The following is a 19,118-nucleotide window of genomic DNA, read 5'->3' as shown; positions in this document are numbered from 1 at the left end:
AGTGCGTCCGACGAGAACCTGCCGACGGGTCACCGGGGCGCACCCGGGAGGACGGACCGCACACCGGCTGCTCCCCCGCCGGACGAGGGGTCGCTTACCGCAGCGGGCTCCGCCGCCGATTCGACGATCGACAGGGCGTTCTGCGACATGAGCGAGCCAGAGGTGTCCGTCTCTTGCAGGGACTGGGCCGCTTGAGAAAGGGCCTCGGCGTTGTGAGCGACCGTGGAGCGCAGGTTCTCGACCTGATGGCTCAGTTCGATCGCCTGCTGACGGATTTGATCGGTCAAGCGCGCCGCGGCGGGCTCGGTGCCGTTGCCGTCGACGATCTCGATGGCTCCCGGGGAGGGGAGCTCCTCGGGCACCTGGGTCAGTTGCAGCACGCGCTGCAGCGCCAGCTCGAGATTGAGGAAGATCGACTCGGCCATGGGGATCACTCGTTTCTCTGTGATCGGAATGTATGGAGGGCAGCAATATGCTGCGCACGGGCGTGAGCCCGGGAGCCGGCGGCCGCCGCAGCGGCCACCGGCTCCGGAGGGGGTCAGGCGAAGCGGCCTGCGGCCGACTTGTCGGTCGAGGTGTAGCCCTGGGCGATCTCGTCGGTCTTGCCGGCGATCTGCTGGAGCAGCTCGTTCAGGCGGGTGATGGACTGCGTCCACTGGGCCTGCGCCTGGTCGTACGCGGTCTGCGCGTCACCGTCCCACGAGGAGCGGAGGGCGTTGACCTGCGACTCGAGCTCGTCGAGACGGGTGCGGATGCCGGAGGCACCGTTGCGGATCTGACCGGAGAGGGCGATGACCCGCTCGGGACGAACGGACATGGACTGCATGAGAGTTCCTTCTTTCGTGTCGAGCGGGGTCAGCCGAGCAGCGAGCCCAGGTTGCCGATGGTCTGCTGGTGCGACTCTTCCGAAGCCGCCTGGTCGCGCTCGGTGCCGCGCAGGGCGTCTTCGAGCGTGACGAGCACGTTGTTGAGCTTCGTCGTCTCTTCGTTCCAGCGCGCCATGAGCTGCGTGTACGAACCGGCCGCTGCGCCGGTCCAGAAACCGGCAACCTGGTCGAGCTCGGAACGGACCTTGCGGACCTGCTCGTCGATGCCGCCCTTGGCGGTGTTGACGGCTTCGGCTCCGCGTCGTAGCGCACCCTCCTGGGCCGCGATGAGATCTGCCACGTGTGTCTCCTCGATGTTCCTCCGGGCGAACCCGGGCGTTGCGGATCATGTCTGCACACGCGGGATTCGGCCCCGCGCGCGGGATCGATGAAGAACCGGAGCCCCCCACCGGGTCACGACCATATGTAAAGCGGTGCCGGGATACAAGCCACTTGCGCTTTTTCGAAGATGACAAAACTCTCATCTTTATTCCCGGTGGTGGGAGGAAAGACCGGAGCATGCCCGCGGGGTGGATACGCTGGTGCGGTTGCGGCGGCCCTGGGGCCGGTGGCGCGAGAACGAGGGGGACCGTTGAGCGCGGAAGTGATGCAGGGGCGACGTGTCGCGCTCATCGACGGCGCTGCGCGTTTCGACCTCGTCGTCCCGCTCCACGCTCGCATCGACGACGTGCTGCGGGCCGCCGGGTCCGCTTCCGATGGGTCGGTGCGCGTCGTCGGCGTCTCGGGGCGCGAGATCGACCGCTCGACTTCGATGGCCACCCTCGACGACGGAGTCGTGCTCGTCCTGGTCGATCCGCGCGCCACCGTCGCGCAGGCGACGGGGCGATCCTTGCGACCGGTCGCGTCGTCGCGCACTACGGCGGCCTGGTGGGTCATGGCGGCCGCCGGTGGCATCCTGGCTCTTGTCCGCCTCATCGGTGCCGACGCCCTCCCGCCCGACGTGCGCGCGGTCGTCGCCGCCGCGGCTCTGCTGGCGGCGCTCGCCGCGGCGACCGTCTTCGCCCTCCGCGCGTCCGCTCGCACCGCGACGCTCGCTCCGGTCGTGGGTCTCCTCGCCCTCGCCTTCGGCGGCGGCGTCGCGGTCGTGCCCGACCAGCCCGCTTCGACCGAGCTGGTCGCCGTGTTCACGGGGCTCCTCGCGGGCGCCGTCGTCACAGGCGTCGTGGGAGTGCTCGGCGCGACTGACACCCTGCGCGCGCAGGGGCGCACCGCCACGATCGTCGCGGCCATCCTCGCCGCCGTGTGGGGGCTCTCTCTCCTGCTACATCTCGACCCTTCGGCGCCGGCGGCGATCACCCTCGGCCTCGTCCCCGTCGCGCAGCGGGTGCTTCAGGCCAGCCTGGTCGACGTCGAACCCGGCACCTTCATCGACTACGGCCGCTTCCAGAGCACCCGCTGGACGGTGCGTCAGAACCTGCCCGAAGAGGTGCGCACGATCGAGGCCGACGACGCCGACGCCCTGGTCGAACGCTCGACCGCGCGGTTGACGATCGGCGTCGTCATGCTCGTGACGGCGGGCGCTGCCAGCGCGTTCACGGCTCTGCCGACCTTCGACGTCGACAACCCCGTCGTGATGGCCGGGCGCATCGCGCTGGCATCCACTGTCGTCCTCGCTCTTCTGCTCGGTTCGCGCAAGAGCACGGTGCCGTTCCTGCGCTGGGTGGCCCGCGTGGGGGCAGCCGTCGTCGTCGCGGCGGTGCTCGCGGCCCTCGTGCCGACCATCCCGTCGGGGCTCCTCGTGGTCGTGGCGGGACTCCTGCTGGTGGGGGGCCTCGGCGCTGCGCTGCTGGTGGTGCCGGTGGGGCGCGGACTGCGCTCGCTGGGGTGGTCGCGCACGGGCGACGTCTTCGAGGCGCTGGCGACGGCGTTCTCTCTTCCGGCGGGCATGTTGGCCGCCGGAGCGGTGGAGATCGCGCGTGCGATGATGGCGACATGACGCAGACGCCGCCGTTCGGCGCGCCCGCGACGGTGGGGGTGCGACTGGGTGCCTTCAGTGTCGATGCGGCCCTCGTGGTCATCTCCTCGGGCGTGGCATTCCTCCTCGGCTCCCCGGTCCTCGGCATCGCCGTGGCCGCCGAAGCGCTCCTGGGCCTGTGGATCCTGCAGGCGCGACGCGGCCTGACGCCGGGCGCCCTACTCTTCGGCCTGCGCGCCGCGCGCGTCGACGAGCCTGTCGTCCCGGGCGCGGGGCGGGCGTTCGTCCGCGGCTCGCTCGTCGTCCTCGGCGGTCTCGTGCTGGTGGCGGGTGCCTGGGTCGTCGTGGCATCCGCCGCGTTCGACAAGAGCGGTCGGCGACGGTCGTGGGCCGATCGCGCGGCCGGAACCGTGTTGCTGGCGGTGCCCAAAGACAAGACGACGGATGCCGACGAGGCCCGTGGGCTGTCCGAGCCCACGGTGCACGCTCGCCCCTCCACCTCGCGCGAACCGCTGCGGGTCGACGCGGCCGTCGTCGACCTCCCCGAGGCCCCCGCGTGGGAGACGCCCCTCGTCGCGATCGACGCTTCGGCCGCCGCCGGCGAGCGGGCCCCGGTCATCGCCCCCGGTCCCGTCGCGGTGACCCCCGAGCCCGCGGCATCCGCCCCGCGCACCGAGCACGCGCAGCTTCTCATCGTGTTCGACACCGGCCAGCGCGAGCAGCTCGACCTTCCCGCCGCCGTCAACTTCGGTCGTGCGCCCGTTTCGAACGAGCCCGGCGACCTGCTCATCGTCGTCGACGATCCCGACCGGCTGATCTCGAAGACCCACCTGCGGCTCGAGCACGACGGCGAGAACGCCTGGGTCATCGATGCCGGGTCGACCAACGGCTCCGAGATCATCTCCGACGACGGCACGGTGCACGCCCTGCGTCCCGGAGCCCGCACGCTGCTCGAAGACGGCGCGCGCGTTCGTCTGAGCGAACGAGTCTTCACCCTGAGTCGCCTGATCGGAGGTCCGGTGTGAGCACGGGTCCGCGCATCGCCCCGCCGTCGCAGCCCAACGGACGCATCGTCCTGCAGCCGCCACCCGAGCTCGTGCCGAACGAGGGCGGCAGCGGCATCCTGACCTCCCTCCTGCCGATGCTCGGCAGTGTCGGCGCGATCGTCATGGTGACGATCTCGAACAGCGGCCCCACCGGCTTCCTCATCGGCGGCATGTTCCTGCTGTCGTCGCTCGGCTTCGTCGCGGTCAACGGCTGGCGCCAGCGCGCGCAGCGCAACGCCGAGGTGCTCGGCAACCGACGCGAGTACCTCGCGTACCTCGCAGACCTTCGCGAGACGGTGCGCGTCGCCGCGCGCAAGCAGCGTCGTCACGGCGGGTGGATCATGCCCGCCCCGGCGGCCCTGCCCTTCATCGCGGAGGAGCGCTCGCGGGTGTGGGAGCGCCAGCCGGGCGACGAGACGTTCCTGCTCGCGCGCATCGGCGTCACGGATCAGCCCCTGAGTCTGACGCTGGAGGCGCCGGAGCTTCCGCCGCTCGCCCAGCTCGACCCGGTGGCGGCCTCCGCCGCGCACCGCTTCATGCTCACGCACGAGATCCAGCGCGATCTGCCGCTGGGCTTCCCGCTCGCCGATTACGCGCGGGTCGAGCTGGTCGGCTCCGACGAAGAGGCCGTGCGCAGCCTCGCCCGCTCGCTCGTGGCGTCGGCGGCGACCCTGCACGATCCCGAAGACGTCGTCGTCGCGGTGCTGGCCGGTCCCGGGCAGACCGCCGCGTGGGATTGGGTGAAGTGGCTGCCGCACGCGATGTCGTCGCGGGTGCAGGACCGCCTCGGGCCGGCGCGCATGATCGCGGCATCCGTCGACGAACTCGTCGACATGCTCCCCGCGCAGCTCGCCTCGCGCCCGCGGTTCGCCCCCGGCGCCGGAGTGACCCCGCACGTCCTGCTCATCGTCGACGGCGTCGAGATCACGGGCCACGAGCAGCTCGCGGGGCTCGAAGGGGCGCAGGGCGTCACGATCGTCGACCTGCCCGTCCGGTGGGATGAGCTCGACGACCCCCTCAGCGCGCGCGTCGCCCTGGCCGATGCCCCCGCTCCGGTGCGGGTGCGCCGTGGTGACGAGAAGGCGCCGACCGCGACCGCGGAGTTCATCGACGGTGCGGGCCGCGCGCAGACCTTCGTTCCGGATGCCATGACCGTGGCCGAAGCAGAGGCCACCGCCCGGCGGCTCATGCCGCTGCGCCCCGCTCCGATGATCGTCGTCGATGCGCCGACGACGCAGGGGCAGCTCGAGCTGACCGAACTGCTCGGGCTTCCCGACGTGCGTTCGGTCGACTTCGACCGCGCGTGGGCGCCCCGCCTCGAGCGCGATCGGCTGCGCGTGCCGATCGGTCAGGAACCCTCGGGCACCCCGCTCGTGCTCGACCTGAAGGAGTCGGCGTCGCAGGGCATGGGCCCGCACGGCGTGATGGTCGGTGCGACCGGTTCGGGCAAGTCCGAGGTGCTGCGCACCCTCGTGCTCGCGCTGGCGATGACGCACTCGCCCGAGCAGCTCAACTTCGTGCTCGTCGACTTCAAGGGTGGCGCGACGTTCGCCGGCATGGCCGAGATGCCCCACGTGTCGGCGGTCATCACCAACCTCGGCAGCGAGCTCGCGCTCGTCGACCGCTTCCAGGACGCTCTTCAGGGTGAGGTCGTGCGCCGCCAGGAGCTGCTGCGCGCCTCGGGCAACTTCGCCAACGTCGGCGAGTACGAGGCCGCCCGCCGCGGTGGCCGTACCGATCTCGCCCCGCTTCCGGCCCTGCTCATCGTCGTCGACGAGTTCTCCGAGCTGCTGACCGCGAAGCCCGAGTTCGTCGACAGCTTCCTCAACATCGGTCGCGTCGGCCGCTCGCTGCACGTGCACCTGCTCCTCGCGTCGCAGCGACTCGAAGAGGGCAAGCTCCGCGGCCTCGACACGTACCTGTCGTACCGCATCGGTCTGCGCACCTTCTCGGCATCCGAGTCCCGCACGATCATCGGCACCCCCGATGCCTATACGCTTCCGCAGGAGCCGGGCGTCGGCTTCCTCAAGAGCGACACCGAGAACCTCGTGCAGTTCCGTGCGGCGTACGTGTCGGGGCGTCCCAAGGGCGTTGCCGGCGTCGCGGTCGACGAGTTCGGCGGGGCGTCTTCGGGTCCGGCGCGGGTGGAGGTCTTCACCGCGCTCGCGCAGCCCGACGACGACCAGGCCGATGAGACTCCGGATGCCGCGCCCGCGGCCATCGCGGCACCGGTGGCCGAGAAGCGCTCGACGTTCCAGATCGCCGTCGACCGCATGAAGGACCGCGGACCCGAGGCCCACCAGGTGTGGCTTCCGCCGCTGGCCGAGCCGTCGCCGCTCGACGCCCTCATGCCCGATCTCGCCGAAGACCCGGCCCTCGGGCTCGTCTCGAAGCGCTGGCGCGACGCCGGGGCGCTCACGGTGCCGATCGGCGTCGTCGACATCCCGCTCGAACAGCGCCGCGACAACCTCACCGTTTCGCTCGGCGGGGCGGCCGGTCACGTCGCCATCGTGGGCTCGCCCCTCAGCGGCAAGTCGACGCTCGCCCGTACGCTCGTCTCGGCCCTCGCCCTGACGGGCACCCCGCAGGAGTTCCAGTTCTTCGTGCTCGACTTCGGCGGTGGAGGCTTCACCGCGATGCAGCAGCACCCGCACGTCGCGGGCGTCGCGACGCGCACCGAACCCGAGGCCGTGCGACGCGCCGTCGCCGAGGTCGAGGCCGTGCTCGACGCGCGCGAGCAGTACTTCCGCCGCAACGCCGTCGACTCGATGGACACCTACCGTTCGCGTCGGCGCGAAGGCCGGCTCGACGACGGCTTCGGCGACGTCTTCCTCGTCGTCGACGGCTGGTCGACGCTGCGCGCGGAGTTCGAGCCGCTCGAGGCGCGCGTGCAGACCATCGCCGCGCGAGGACTGAGCTTCGGCGTGCACGTGGTCGTCACGGCCAACCGGTGGCTCGAGATCCGCGCGAACCTCAAGGACCTCATCCAGACGCGCGTCGAACTCCGCCTCGGCGATCCGACCGACTCCGACGTCGACCGCAAGCAGGCCGCGAACGTCCCGGTCGGTCAGCCGGGACGCGGACTCAGCCCGACCAAGTTGCAGATGCTCACGTCGGTCCCGCGCATCGACGGCTCGGACGATGCCGCGACGATCGCCGACGGCGTGTCCGACATGATCGCCAAGGTCTCCGCCGCCTGGCACGGCGAACCCGGTCCGAAGCTCCGGCTGCTGCCGGAGGACATCTCGCTCGACGAGGTGCGCGCGCTCACCGAACCCGGCGACGGTCGACTGCTGCTGGGCATCGAAGAGGCGCAGCTCTCGCCGTTCGGCATCGACCCCCGCGTCGAACCGCACCTGTTCGTCTACGGCGACTCGGGAATGGGCAAGTCGTCGTTCCTGCGGGCGACGGCCGCCGAGATCCAGCGCCTGTACACGCCGGCCGAGGCGAAGATCTTCGTCGTCGACTACCGCCGCGCGCTGCTGGGCGAGATCCCCGACGACTACCTCGGGGCCTACCTGACCTCGCACGACCTGGCCACCGGAGGCATGAACGACCTCGCGCAGTACTTCTCCACGCGCATTCCCGGACCCGACGTGACGCCCGCGCAGTTGCGCGAGCGCAGCTGGTGGAAGGGCGCCGAGGGCTTCATTCTGGTCGACGACTACGACCTCGTCGCCACCAGCCAGGGCAACCCGCTCGCGGTGCTCCAGCCCCTGTTGGCGCAGGCCGGCGACCTCGGCCTGCACGTCATCCTGACGCGACGTTCGGGCGGCGCCAGCCGTGCGGCGTACGACCCGATCATCCAGCGCTTCACCGACCTGGGCGTCACCGGCATCCTGCTGGGCGGCAACCCCGAAGAGGGAGCGCTCATCGGGCGCGTCAAGCCCGAGCGCGCGGCTCCCGGCCGTGCGCAGATCGTCAGCCGCGAGCACGGACTCGTGGCCGCGCAGCTGGCGTTCTCACCGCCCGCGCACTGAGCGACCTCCTCTCCTGAGCCGCCGCGGCATCCACGACGGATGCCGCGGCGGTCTCCGTCCCGCCCGTCCGGGGGCCACGCCTTCTCCACAGTCGCCCTGTCGTCCCCGGTCGTCCCCCGACGGATGCCGGGGCGGTGTCGGTGTCGGTGGCCCGGGTTACCGTTGTCGGGTGACTTATCCCGGCGCCGCCTCCGAGCCCTACGCCGACGCGCCGCCCGAGCCGTTCGACGTCCCCGACGACCCGTACGCCGGCGCCGACTGGGACCCCGATCTGTTCGGGCCGCCCGACGACTTCGACGCCCCGCCCCCGCCCGTCGATCCCACGTCGGCATTCGCCCGCGCGGCGGCCGCGACGGGCACCGCGCGCGAACTGCCCGCGGTGCGCGACTTCACCGGGCGCGACCCGCGCGAGGTGCTGCACGAGGTCTACGGGTACGACGCCTTCCGCGGCGACCAGGCAGACATCGTGCAGCACGTGGTCGACGGGGGCGACGCCGTCGTTCTCATGCCGACCGGTGGCGGCAAGAGCGTCACCTACCAGGTGCCCGCGCTCGTGCGCCCGGGCACGGGCCTGGTCGTCAGCCCGCTCATCGCGCTCATGCACGACCAGGTCGAGGCGCTGATCGCCAACGGCGTGCGCGCGGGCTACCTCAACTCCACCCAGGCTCCGGCCGAGCGTCAGGCCGTTGAGCAGGCGTATCTCGGGGGCGAGCTCGATCTGCTCTACGTCGCCCCCGAGCGCCTCAACGGGGCGCAGACCCTCGGCCTGCTCTCGCACGGCCGACTGAGCGTCATCGCGATCGACGAGGCGCACTGCGTGTCGCAGTGGGGCCACGACTTCCGCCCCGACTACCTCGCGCTGGGCGATCTTGCCGAGCGCTTCCCCGGGGTGCCGCGCATGGCTCTCACGGCCACGGCGACGCCCGAGACGGCGCGAGAGATCGTCGAGCGTCTGCGCCTGCGCGACGCCCGGGGGTTCGTGGCGAGCTTCGACCGACCCAACATCCAGTACCGCATCGACGCCAAGGTCGACCCGCGACGCCAGCTCGTGCAGTTCATCCGATCGCAGCCCGAGGGCTCGGCCGGCATCGTCTACGCCCTCAGTCGCAAGACCGTCGAGCAGACCGCCGCCTACCTGTCGTCGCAGGGGCTCAACGCCCTGCCGTACCACGCGGGTCTCGACTCGTCGGTGCGGGCGACACACCAATCGCGCTTCCTCCGTGAAGACGGGGTCGTCATGGTCGCCACGATCGCTTTTGGTATGGGCATCGACAAGCCCGACGTGCGCTTCGTCGCCCACATCGACCTGCCCAAGTCGGTCGAGGGCTACTACCAAGAGACCGGTCGCGCCGGTCGCGACGGTGACCCCTCGGTGGTCTGGATGGCCTACGGCCTCGGCGACGTCGTGCAGCAGCGCCGCATGATCGACCAGTCACCCGGCGACCGCTCCTACAAGATGCGACTCGGTCAGCATCTCGACGCGATGCTCGCCCTCTGCGAGACGGTCGGTTGCCGTCGGCAGAACCTTCTCGACTACTTCGGGCAGCGCTCCGAGCCGTGCGGCAACTGCGACACGTGCCTCACCCCGCCCGACACCTGGGACGGCCTCGTCGCCGCACAGAAGCTTCTGTCGACGATCGTGCGGCTGCAGCGAGAGCGCGGCCAGGCCTTCGGCGCGGGACACCTGATCGACATCCTGCGCGGAGCCAAGACCGAGCGCATCTCGCAGCAGGGGCACGACCGCCTCAGCACGTACGGCCTCGGGGCCGATCTGAGCGACCAGGACTGGCGCAGCGTCATCCGTCAGCTGCTCGCCCGCGGCATCGTCGTCGCGCAGGGCGACTACGGCACTCTCGCGCTGAGCGAGGCCTCGGCCGGCGTGCTGCGCGGCGAGACGCCGGTGCCGCTGCGACGCGATGCGCTCGGCCGCACCGGCGGTGGGGGCGGCGGCGGTAGCCGGCAACGGAAGTCGAGTGCCGATGACGTGGCCCCGGGCGACCGCGACCTGTTCGAGGCGCTCCGCGCCTGGCGCGCCGAGAAGGCGCGCGAGCAGGGCGTGCCGGCCTACATCGTCTTCGGTGACGCGACCCTGCGGGCGATCGCCGCTGCGCGGCCGGCCGCGATCGCCGATCTCGACGGCATCACCGGCATCGGGGCGAAGAAGCGCGAGGCGTACGGCGACGGCATCCTGACGGTGGTCGCCGCGAACTGAGCTCTGCGCGGGCCCCGGTCCCTTCGACGGGCTCAGGGACCTCGCTCGGTGTAGGTGGCTGAGCTCGTCGAAGCCACCGCGAACTGAGCTCCGCACGGGTCCCGGTCCCTTCGACAGGCTCAGGGACCTCGCTCGGTCGCGCGCGACCGCTCAGTCCTCTCACGGGAATGTTGACCACCCACAACGACCTCTCGCAGCGGGGCCCGCGGGTGTTGTGCGTATCGCACAGGAGGTTTGGGTTGTCGTTGTGGGACACCTACCGTGAGAGTCGTCCTTTGCAACGTCGAAAGGTGCCGAGAATGACCGACGCCGCCGTCCGTCCCACCACGCCCGCTACGAGCACGCGTACGCCCGTCGGGGGTGCGCCCACCGCGCCGCACTCCGCCGCCGAGGCCTCCGAGGCGCGTATCGATACCGAGCGGGTCACCGACCTGCTGCTCGGCACCTGGGGCGACACCCGCCGCCAGGCGCGCGAGCTGATCAAGGATCCCGCCCTCTGGCGCGACGACAGCCTCGGCATGGACGCGCACCGCGAGCGCACCCTCAGCCAGCTGCACCTGCTGGTGCAGAACAAGGCCGTGCACCGCGCCTTCCCGAAGCGTTTCGGGGGCGAAGAGAACAACGGCGCCAACATCGCCGGCTTCGAAGAGCTCGTGGCCGCCGACCCGAGCCTGCAGATCAAGTCGGGCGTGCAGTGGGGCCTGTTCGGCTCGGCGGTGCTGCAGCTGGGCACGCGCGAGCACCACGACAAGTGGCTTCCGGGCATCATGAGCCTCGACATCCCCGGCGCCTTCGCGATGACCGAGACCGGGCACGGCTCCGACGTGTCGGCCATCGGCACGACCGCGACCTACGACCCCGCGACCGAGGAGTTCGTCATCCACACGCCGTTCCGCGGTGCGTGGAAGGACTACCTCGGCAACGCGGCCCTGCACGGCAAGGCAGCGACGGTCTTCGCCCAGCTCATCACCGACGGCGTCAACCACGGCGTGCACTGCTTCTACGTGCCGCTGCGCGACGACGAGGGGAACTTCTTCCCCGGCATCGGCGGTGAAGACGACGGCCTCAAGGGCGGTCTGAACGGCATCGACAACGGCCGTCTCCACTTCGACCAGGTGCGCATCCCGCGCACCAACCTGCTGAACCGCTACGGCGACGTCGCCGCCGACGGCACCTACTCGAGCGACATCGCCAGCCCCGGTCGTCGCTTCTTCACGATGCTCGGCACGCTCGTGCAGGGTCGCGTGTCGCTCGACGGTGCCGCGGCCTGGGCCTCGGCCATCGGCCTCACGATCGCCATCACCTACGGCAACCAGCGTCGTCAGTTCGACTCCGGCAGCGGCACCCCCGAGGTGACCCTGCTCGACTACGGCAAGCACCAGCGTCGCCTGCTCCCGCGTCTGGCCACCACGTACGCGCAGATCTTCGCCCACGACGAGTTCCTGCAGAAGTTCGACGGCGTCTTCAGCGGTCGCCTCGACACCGACGCCGACCGCGAAGACCTCGAGACCCTCGCCGCGGCGCTCAAGCCGCTGTCGACCTGGCACGCGCTCGACACCCTGCAGGAGTCGCGCGAGGCGTGCGGCGGGCAGGGCTTCCTCTTCGAGAACCGCCTCGTGGGCCTGCGCGCCGACCTCGACATCTACGTGACGTTCGAGGGCGACAACAACATCCTGCTGCAGCTCGTCGGCAAGCGACTCCTCGCCGACTACGCCCGCCAGTTCAAGGGCAAGGACGCCAAGCAGCTGGCCGCCTTCGCGGTCGGTCAGACCGCCGGCAAGCTGTTCCACGGCGCGGGCATGCGTCAGCTCGGCCAGGCCGTGTCCGACTTCGGCTCCACCGCCCGTGCGGTCGAGCGGGGCCTGCGCGCCGAGCAGCAGCACGAGCTGCTCGCCGACCGTGTGCAGCAGATGATCGCCGACATCGCGGGGCGCCTGCGCCCGGCATCCAAGCTCTCGCGCGAAGACGCGGCGGCGCTGTTCAACGAGAACCAGGCGCAGCTGATCGAAGCGGCGCGCGCGCACGGCGAACTGCTGCTGTGGGAGGCGTTCACCGACGCCATCAACCGCATCACCGACCGCGACACGCTCACGGTGCTCACCTGGCTGCGCGACCTCTTCGGCCTGCAGCTCATCGAGAAGCACCTCGCGTGGTACCTCATCAACGGCCGCCTCTCCGCGCAGCGCGGGGCCGCGGTGTCGAGCTACATCGACCGCCTGTGCCGTCGTCTGCGCCCGCACGCGCAAGACCTGGTCGATGCGTTCGGCTACGGCCCCGAGCACATCCGGGCGTCGATCGCCTCGGGTGTCGAGGACGACCGCCAGAACGAGGCGGCCGCGTACTACGCCGAGCTGAAGGCGTCGGGCACGGCTCCCGTTCCGGAGAAGAAGCCCGGCAAATAACGCATCCGCACGAGAGCAGGCCGATCCGCGACGGGTCGGCCTGCTCTCGTGTCAGCCCCGTCCGCGAGGCAGGACGAGGTTCCGGATGCCGCGGTGTCGGAGGTCCCCTCTAGCCTGGGTCCCATGACCGATCTCGTGACCGGAGCCGACGGCATCCGGCGCTGCGCCTGGGCGGGCGCCGACGCCGAGTATCAGCGCTACCACGACGAGGAGTGGGGCACGGCGCTGCACGGCGACCGTCGCCTCTTCGAGAAGATGAGCCTCGAGGGCTTCCAGGCCGGGCTCGCCTGGATCACGATCCTGCGCAAGCGTCCGCGCTTCCGCGAGGTGTTCCATGACTTCGATCCGGCGGTGGTCGCCGCCTTCGGCCCCGACGACGTCGAGAGATTGATGCAGGATGCCGGGATCATCCGTAATCGCGCCAAGATCGAGGCCGTGATCGGCAACGCCGGCCTCCTCGAACGCATGGCCGACGGGGAGCTCGACGCCCTGATGTGGTCGTTCGCGCCGGTGGCGCACACCCCTCCCCGCACGTTCGCCGAGGTGCCCACCGTCACCGCCGAGTCGACCGCCTTGAGCACAGAGCTGCGGCGCCGGGGTTTCCGCTTCGTCGGGCCCACCACGATGTACGCGCTCATGCAGTCCGCGGGCATGGTCGACGACCACGTCGCGGGGTGCTGGCGCGCGGAGGCGTGACGCCCCGCTAGACTGGTCTCATCGGGAGCCTTCGCTCCCTGCGTCGTCGAACGCACCGGCCCCTTCTTTCGGGCCTTTGACCTTCACGGCGAACGGATGCGCCACTCGGCGCCTTCGCCCACTTGGCCGCAGCTTCGCGGCATCCCGAATCGCCGTGCGCGCGTGCGCCGCGGCAGGAGTATTCATGACGTCCCAGACTTTCGCCGACTTCGGCGTGCCCGCCCCTCTCGTCGACGTTCTCGCCTCGCAGGGCAAGAACGACGCGTTCCCCATTCAGGCCGACACCCTGCCCGACACCCTGGCCGGCCGCGACGTGCTCGGCCGCGGCAAGACGGGCTCGGGCAAGACCCTCGCCTTCGCGCTTCCCCTCGTCGCCCGCCTCGCCGGCAAGAACGACCGCCGTCGTGGCCGCAAGCCCCGTGCGCTCGTGCTCGCCCCCACCCGTGAGCTCGCCAACCAGATCGACGAGGTCATCAAGCCCCTCGCCGCGGCCTACGGCCTGGTCACGACCACCGTCTACGGCGGTGTGAACCAGAAGCGCCAGGTCGACGCGTTCGCCGGAGGAGTCGACATCCTCGTCGCGTGCCCCGGTCGCCTCGAAGACCTCATCGGTCAGGGCTACGCGAGCCTCGACGACATCGAGATCACCGTGCTCGACGAGGCCGACCACATGGCCGACCTCGGCTTCCTCCCGGGCGTCACGCGTCTGCTGTCGCGCACGCCCGCCGGTGGTCAGCGCCTGCTGTTCTCGGCCACGCTCGACAATGGTGTGGACAAGCTCGTCAAGCGCTTCCTGCGCAACGAGGTGCTGCACTCGGTCGACGAGGCGCACTCGCACGTCGCGGCGATGACCCACCACGTCTTCGCTCCCGCCGACGCCGACGCCAAGAAAGACCTCGTGCAGACGCTCGCCTCGGGCACCGCGCGCCGCATCCTCTTCATGCGCACCAAGCACCAGGCCAAGAAGCTCGCGAAGGCTCTGACGGCTGCGGGTATCCCCTCGGTCGACCTGCACGGAAACCTGTCGCAGCCGCAGCGCGACCGCAACCTCGCCGCCTTCGGCGACGGACGCGCCAAGGTGCTCGTCGCCACCGACGTCGCCGCCCGCGGCGTGCACGTCGACGGTGTCGAGCTCGTCGTCCACGTCGACCCGCCCGTCGAGCACAAGGCGTACCTGCACCGCTCAGGCCGCACCGCCCGTGCCGGCACCGCCGGTGACGTCGTCACGATCATGCTCCCCGAGCAGCGTCGCGACACCCTCGACATCCTGCGCAAGGCCAAGATCTCGGCCACGCCCACGGCCGTGACCCCGACCTCTCCCGAGGTCGTCGCGCTCGTCGGCGAGGTCGCCGCCTACGTCAAGCCCGAGCCCATCGTGGCCCAGCCGCAGGGCGGCGGCCGCTCGCAGGGCGCCAACGCCCAGCGCAAGCGCGCACAGCGCACGCAGGGCACGGATGCCGTGGCTCCCGCCGCCGGTGGCGGTCGCCAGCGCCGCGGTCGGGGTGGCAGCGCCCAGGGCACCGATGCTCCCGCCGCCGGACGCGCCCCGCAGGGCGGTCGCGGCCAGGGTCAGCGTTCCTCCGGTGCAGGCCGCGGCCAGTCGGCCGCCGGTGGTCAGCGCACGGGTGCAGGTCGTCCGCAGGGCGCCGGGCGCTCGGCATCCGGAACCCCCACGACCGGCATGGTCGTCGGAGCACGCAGCCCCCGCACGAACCGTCGCGCCCAAGGCTGAGTCGACTTTCCCGATGCCCCCGCAGATCCGTCTGCGGGGGCATCGTCGTCTCCGGCGGCAGCTGCCGTCGTGCGGATGTGGACCACGCCGCGCCGGAGGCCGAACGCCGAGGAGCGGCGTGTCACCCGTCGGATCCGCACGGCAGCGCCTCCCGATCCGTCGCGCCTCGCGAATGTCGGAGGTCTCCGCCACACTGGGGTCGATCCGAGGAGACGCCCATGACCGAATCCGACGCCCACGACGTCATCCGCGTGCGCGGCGCCCGCGAGAACAACCTGAAGAACGTCGACCTCGACGTGCCCAAGCGTCGGCTCACCGTGTTCACCGGGGTCAGCGGGTCGGGCAAGTCGTCGCTCGTGTTCGGAACGATCGCGGCCGAGTCGCAGCGGCTCATCAACGAGACCTACCCCACGTTCGTGCAGCAGTTCATGGGCGAGCTGTCGCGGCCCGACGTCGACGCGCTCGAGAATCTCAGCGCCACCATCCGCGTCGATCAAGAGCGCATGGGCGCCAACGCGCGCTCCACGGTCGGCACGGCCACCGACGTGCACGCGATGCTGCGCGTGCTGTTCAGCCGGATCGGGCAGCCGCACGTCGGCTCGTCGCAGGCGTTCTCGTTCAACGTGCCGTCGATCTCGGGCGCGGGTGCCGTGACCCACGCGACCGGTGCCAAGAAGGGGCAGAAGGAGCGCCGCTCGTTCGAGATCACCGGCGGCATGTGCCCCGAGTGCGAGGGACTCGGTCAGGTCAGCGACATCGATCTCGATCAGCTCGTCGACAAGACGCTGTCGCTCAACGCCGGCGCCATCCTCGTGCCGGGCTACACCGCCGACGGCTGGATGGTGCGCGTCTTCAGCGAATCGGGCTTCTTCGACGCCGACAAGCCGATCGAGCAGTTCACCGAGCAGGAGCGCAACGACTTCCTGTACCGCGAGCAGACCAAGATCCGCATCGCGAACACCAACATGACCTACGAGGGCCTCGTGCCCAAGATCACGAAGTCGATGCTGCAGAAAGACCGCGACGCGCTCCAGCCGCACATCCGCGCCTTCGTCGACCGCGCGGTCACCTTCGTCGCCTGCCCGGCGTGCGAGGGCACCCGGCTCAACGAGGGTGCTCGCTCGTCGCGCATCGACGGAGTGAACATCGCGGATGCCGCGGCCATGCAGATCACCGATCTCGCCGCCTGGGTGCGCACAGTCGACGATCCGTCGGTCGCGCCTCTCGTGCAGGGGCTTCGCGAGACGCTCGACTCCTTCGTCCACATCGGCCTCGGCTATCTCTCGCTCGACCGCGCGAGCGGAACGCTGTCGGGCGGTGAGGCGCAGCGCACGAAGATGATCCGGCATCTCGGCTCGAGCCTCAGCGACATCACCTACGTCTTCGACGAGCCCACCGCGGGCCTGCACCCGCACGACATCCAGCGCATGAACGAGACGCTCCTGCAGCTGCGCGACAAGGGCAACACCGTGCTCGTCGTCGAGCACAAGCCCGAGGTCATCGAGATCGCCGATCACGTCGTCGACCTGGGCCCGCGAGCGGGGCGTGCGGGCGGCACGATCCAGTTCGAGGGCGACGTCGCAGGACTCCGTGCCTCCGACACCCTCACCGGGCGCTTCCTCGACCATCGGGCCCAGCTGCGTGAGAAGGTCCGGCCGGCCACCGGGTCCATGCCGATCCGCGGCGCGACCCAGCACAACCTCCGGGGCGTCGACGTCGACGTGCCTCGCGGGGTCTTGACCGTGGTCACGGGGGTCGCCGGCTCCGGCAAGTCGTCTCTCATCCACGGCAACCTGCCCGCGTTCGACGACGTCGTGGTCGTCGACCAGACCGCGATCAAGGGGTCGCGGCGCAGCAGCCCCGCCACGTACACCGGCATCCTCGACGCCGTGCGTGCGGCGTTCGCGAAGGCCAACGGGGTCAAACCCGCCCTGTTCAGCGCGAACAGCGAGGGCGCGTGCCCGGCCTGCCGAGGCCTCGGCGTGATCGTCACGCAGCTGGGCTTCCAATCGACGGTCGAGACCGTGTGCGAACTCTGCGAGGGAACAGGCTTTTCCGACGACGTGCTCGAGTACACCCTCGACGGCAAGAACATCGCCGAGGTGCTCGCGATGTCGGTCGACGAGGCGGCCGAATTCCTCACGAAGGGTCCCGCGGCCGCGGTGCTCGGTCGCCTCCGCGACGTCGGGCTCGGCTACCTGACCCTCGGTCAGTCGCTGAGCACCCTGTCGGGAGGCGAGCGCCAGCGGTTGAAGCTCGCGATCTCGATGGCGAAGCCGGGGGCCGTCTACGTGCTCGACGAGCCGACCACCGGCCTGCACCTCGCCGACGTCGACACGCTGCTGCGGCTGTTGGACCGCCTGGTCGACGACGGCAACACCGTCGTCGTCATCGAGCACCATCAGGCCGTCATGGCCCACGCCGACTGGATCATCGACCTCGGCCCGGGGGCCGGGCGCGACGGCGGTTCGATCGTGTTCGAGGGGACGCCCGCGCAGCTCGTCGAGCAGCGCTCGACCCTGACGGGGGAGCATCTCGCGCGCTACGTCGGCGCCTGAGGGGAGCCCCGGTCCCTTCGACGGGCTCGGGGGCCTTCCGTGCGACGACGGCAGCGTCTGGCGAAATGCCCGGTCCCTTCGACAGGCTCAGGGACCTTCCGTGCGACGACGGGGCCCGGTGAGCCCGGTCCCTTCGACAAGCTCAGGGACCTCCCGCGCGAAGTCGGCGGGGCCCGGTGAAGTGTCCGGTCCCTTCGACAGGCTCAGGGACCTCCCCGCGCGACAGCGGCGGGGCGGCTGCGCCTCAGCCGTGCGTGTGGAGCGTCGCGTCGTGCAGGTGGCGGTCGCCGTGCGACAGCACCTTGACCATGACGCCGCGGCGACGCAGATCGGCGACCGCGCGCGTCTCGTCCTCGCGCGTGAGGCCGAGTGCGTGCACGCTCGCGACAACGAGGACGTCGCCGCGCGTAAGGGTTCCGAAGAACCGGTCGAGTCGACCCGCCCACCCTTCGAGCGTTTCGGGGGCGGGGTGACGGAAGCCCTCGATCGGAACGCCGAAGCGAGTCAGGTCATCGCGCTGCTGCTTGACCGACTCCATGTCGGGGCGTGAGACCACAAGGCCGACCAGGCGGGATCCCGACGGGCGGGCGCGCCACCAGTCGCGGTCGCTCTGCAGCTCGGTGAAGCACTTCGGGCACTCGGCAGCCGCGTGCGCGAGGGGCACGGGGCTGGTCCCGGCGGCACCCGCAGATGACGGCATCGTCGGGATCGGATCGCTCATGGAAACCTCCACCTCCATTGTGCCGTACGGCCCCTGCGAATCCCCCTTCCCGCCCATCGGTGGCCGTCCCGGCCGTGGCCAGCACACCCGCGTCCCGACCACCCACCGCCGCTACGGGCCCGCCGCGCGCTGCGCGACGGGCCCGGGAACGACGGGGCGGACTCAGTGGGCCGAGTACCCGCCGTCGACGAGGTGGTAGCTGCCCGAGATGAACGACGCGTCGTCGCTCAGCAGGAAGAGCGTGAGCGCGGCGACTTCGGCATCCGTTCCGAGGCGGCCGGCGGCGTGCTCGATCTCGAGGTGCGCGAGCGCTTCGGGCGAGAGGCTGGCGCGCACGAGGGGGGTGTCGATGAAGCCGGGACCGACCGCGTTGGTGCGAACACCCTGCGCGGTGTACTCGAGAGCGGCGACCTTCGTGAGTCCGACGAGCGCGTGCTTGGTGGCGACGTAGGCGGAGCTCTGCGCGATGCCGACCGAGCCGAGCACCGACGCCATGTTGACGATCGCGCCGCCGCCCGAGGCGACGATCGCGGGCAGCTGGAACTTCAGTCCGTAGAAGACGCCGTCGAGGTTGATCGAGCGTACGCGGTCCCACGCGTCGACGTCGTAATCGCCGATGGTGGCCGCGGGGCCGCCGATGCCGGCGTTGTTGACGGCGAGGTGGAGGCCGCCGTAGGTCTGCTTCGCGAAGTCCACGGCTGCTTCGGAGTCCTGCCACTTCGCGGTGTTCTGCGCGAACGCGGCGGCGGTTCCGCCGGCCTCGGTGATCTGCGCGACGACCTTCTTCGCGGCGTCCTCGTTGATGTCGGTGACGACGACCGAGGCGCCTTCGCCGGCCATCTTCCGTGCGATCTCGGCACCGATTCCGCTTCCGCCTCCGGTGACGAGGGCGACCTTCTGGGCGAACCTGCTCATGGATGCTCTTCTCTCCCGCCGTCGAGTCGCCACGACTTTCGCGGTGACCGCATG

General features: G+C 70.8%; 13 protein-coding genes. 8 read left to right on the top strand and 5 right to left on the bottom strand.

Features of this window, described 5'->3' with window-relative positions; translation table 11 throughout:
• Positions 1-29 precede the first annotated feature (29 nt).
• The 3 genes from FS769_RS04985 to FS769_RS04975 form a co-directional block, all read right to left on the bottom strand.
• Positions 30-425, bottom strand: a complete 396-nt coding sequence (locus FS769_RS04985) for a hypothetical protein (RefSeq protein WP_144830139.1) — start codon at positions 423-425, stop codon at positions 30-32.
• Between the two features lie 113 nt (positions 426-538).
• The gene (locus tag FS769_RS04980; RefSeq protein WP_260979696.1) at positions 539-826 is read right to left on the bottom strand and encodes a WXG100 family type VII secretion target; all 288 of its coding nucleotides are present in this window, start codon (positions 824-826) and stop codon (positions 539-541) included.
• 29 nt (positions 827-855) lie between these two features.
• Complete coding sequence (locus tag FS769_RS04975; RefSeq protein ID WP_144830137.1) at positions 856-1,167, bottom strand: WXG100 family type VII secretion target; 312 nt, start codon at positions 1,165-1,167, stop codon at positions 856-858.
• 291 nt (positions 1,168-1,458) lie between these two features.
• Between FS769_RS04975 and FS769_RS04970 the strand changes: the two genes are divergently transcribed.
• From FS769_RS04970 to FS769_RS04935, 8 genes are all read left to right on the top strand, one after another.
• Positions 1,459-2,823, top strand: coding sequence for a hypothetical protein (locus FS769_RS04970; RefSeq protein WP_144830134.1), 1,365 nt, complete (start codon positions 1,459-1,461; stop codon positions 2,821-2,823).
• Positions 2,820-3,827 carry an RDD family protein gene (locus FS769_RS04965; RefSeq protein ID WP_144830132.1) on the top strand — a complete coding sequence of 336 codons (1,008 nt, stop codon included), beginning with the start codon at positions 2,820-2,822 and terminating at the stop codon, positions 3,825-3,827. Before FS769_RS04970 ends, FS769_RS04965 begins: the two co-directional genes overlap by 4 nt.
• Positions 3,824-7,828, top strand: a complete 4,005-nt coding sequence (gene eccCa / locus FS769_RS04960; protein ID WP_144830129.1) for a type VII secretion protein EccCa — start codon at positions 3,824-3,826, stop codon at positions 7,826-7,828. The genes FS769_RS04965 and eccCa overlap by 4 nt, the downstream gene beginning before the upstream one ends.
• A gap of 169 nt (positions 7,829-7,997) precedes the next feature.
• A complete protein-coding gene (recQ, locus tag FS769_RS04955; RefSeq protein WP_186325423.1) occupies positions 7,998-10,040 on the top strand; it encodes a DNA helicase RecQ in 2,043 nt (680 codons plus the stop codon).
• 299 nt (positions 10,041-10,339) lie between these two features.
• Entirely contained in the window at positions 10,340-12,442 is a 2,103-nt protein-coding gene (locus tag FS769_RS04950; protein ID WP_144830126.1) for an acyl-CoA dehydrogenase, read from the top strand.
• Between the two features lie 123 nt (positions 12,443-12,565).
• On the top strand, positions 12,566-13,138 hold the full coding sequence (locus FS769_RS04945; RefSeq protein ID WP_144830123.1) for a DNA-3-methyladenine glycosylase I: 573 nt from the start codon (positions 12,566-12,568) through the stop codon (positions 13,136-13,138).
• Positions 13,139-13,322: 184 nt separating this feature from the next.
• The gene (locus FS769_RS04940; RefSeq protein WP_144830120.1) at positions 13,323-14,870 is read left to right on the top strand and encodes a DEAD/DEAH box helicase; all 1,548 of its coding nucleotides are present in this window, start codon (positions 13,323-13,325) and stop codon (positions 14,868-14,870) included.
• A 218-nt stretch (positions 14,871-15,088) separates the two neighbouring features.
• Positions 15,089-17,428, top strand: coding sequence for an excinuclease ABC subunit UvrA (locus FS769_RS04935; RefSeq protein ID WP_144830116.1), 2,340 nt, complete (start codon positions 15,089-15,091; stop codon positions 17,426-17,428).
• Positions 17,429-17,672: 244 nt separating this feature from the next.
• On the opposite strand, the gene FS769_RS04930 is transcribed toward FS769_RS04935, so the two are convergent.
• Positions 17,673-18,149, bottom strand: a complete 477-nt coding sequence (locus FS769_RS04930; RefSeq protein ID WP_144830115.1) for a dehydrogenase — start codon at positions 18,147-18,149, stop codon at positions 17,673-17,675.
• Between the two features lie 162 nt (positions 18,150-18,311).
• On the bottom strand, positions 18,312-19,064 hold the full coding sequence (locus FS769_RS04925) for an SDR family NAD(P)-dependent oxidoreductase (protein WP_144830112.1): 753 nt from the start codon (positions 19,062-19,064) through the stop codon (positions 18,312-18,314).
• Between the last annotated feature and the right edge of the window lie 54 nt (positions 19,065-19,118).

Origin of the sequence: Microbacterium sp. BH-3-3-3, from assembly GCF_007679045.1 — a bacterium.
GTDB lineage: Bacteria > Actinomycetota > Actinomycetes > Actinomycetales > Microbacteriaceae > Microbacterium > Microbacterium algihabitans.
Note: the sequence above shows the minus strand (reverse complement) of the source record. Positions and strands in the feature narration are given on the sequence as shown.

Coding starts and splice junctions, on each gene's coding strand:
- FS769_RS04940 (WP_144830120.1), top strand. CDS start 13,323: ATGACGTCCCAGACTTTCGCCGACTTCGGCGTGCCCGCCCCTCTCGTC.
- FS769_RS04980 (WP_260979696.1), bottom strand. CDS start 826: ATGCAGTCCATGTCCGTTCGTCCCGAGCGGGTCATCGCCCTCTCCGGT.
- FS769_RS04935 (WP_144830116.1), top strand. CDS start 15,089: ATGACCGAATCCGACGCCCACGACGTCATCCGCGTGCGCGGCGCCCGC.
- FS769_RS04945 (WP_144830123.1), top strand. CDS start 12,566: ATGACCGATCTCGTGACCGGAGCCGACGGCATCCGGCGCTGCGCCTGG.
- FS769_RS04985 (WP_144830139.1), bottom strand. CDS start 425: ATGGCCGAGTCGATCTTCCTCAATCTCGAGCTGGCGCTGCAGCGCGTG.
- FS769_RS04925 (WP_144830112.1), bottom strand. CDS start 19,064: ATGAGCAGGTTCGCCCAGAAGGTCGCCCTCGTCACCGGAGGCGGAAGC.
- FS769_RS04965 (WP_144830132.1), top strand. CDS start 2,820: ATGACGCAGACGCCGCCGTTCGGCGCGCCCGCGACGGTGGGGGTGCGA.
- FS769_RS04930 (WP_144830115.1), bottom strand. CDS start 18,149: ATGAGCGATCCGATCCCGACGATGCCGTCATCTGCGGGTGCCGCCGGG.
- FS769_RS04950 (WP_144830126.1), top strand. CDS start 10,340: ATGACCGACGCCGCCGTCCGTCCCACCACGCCCGCTACGAGCACGCGT.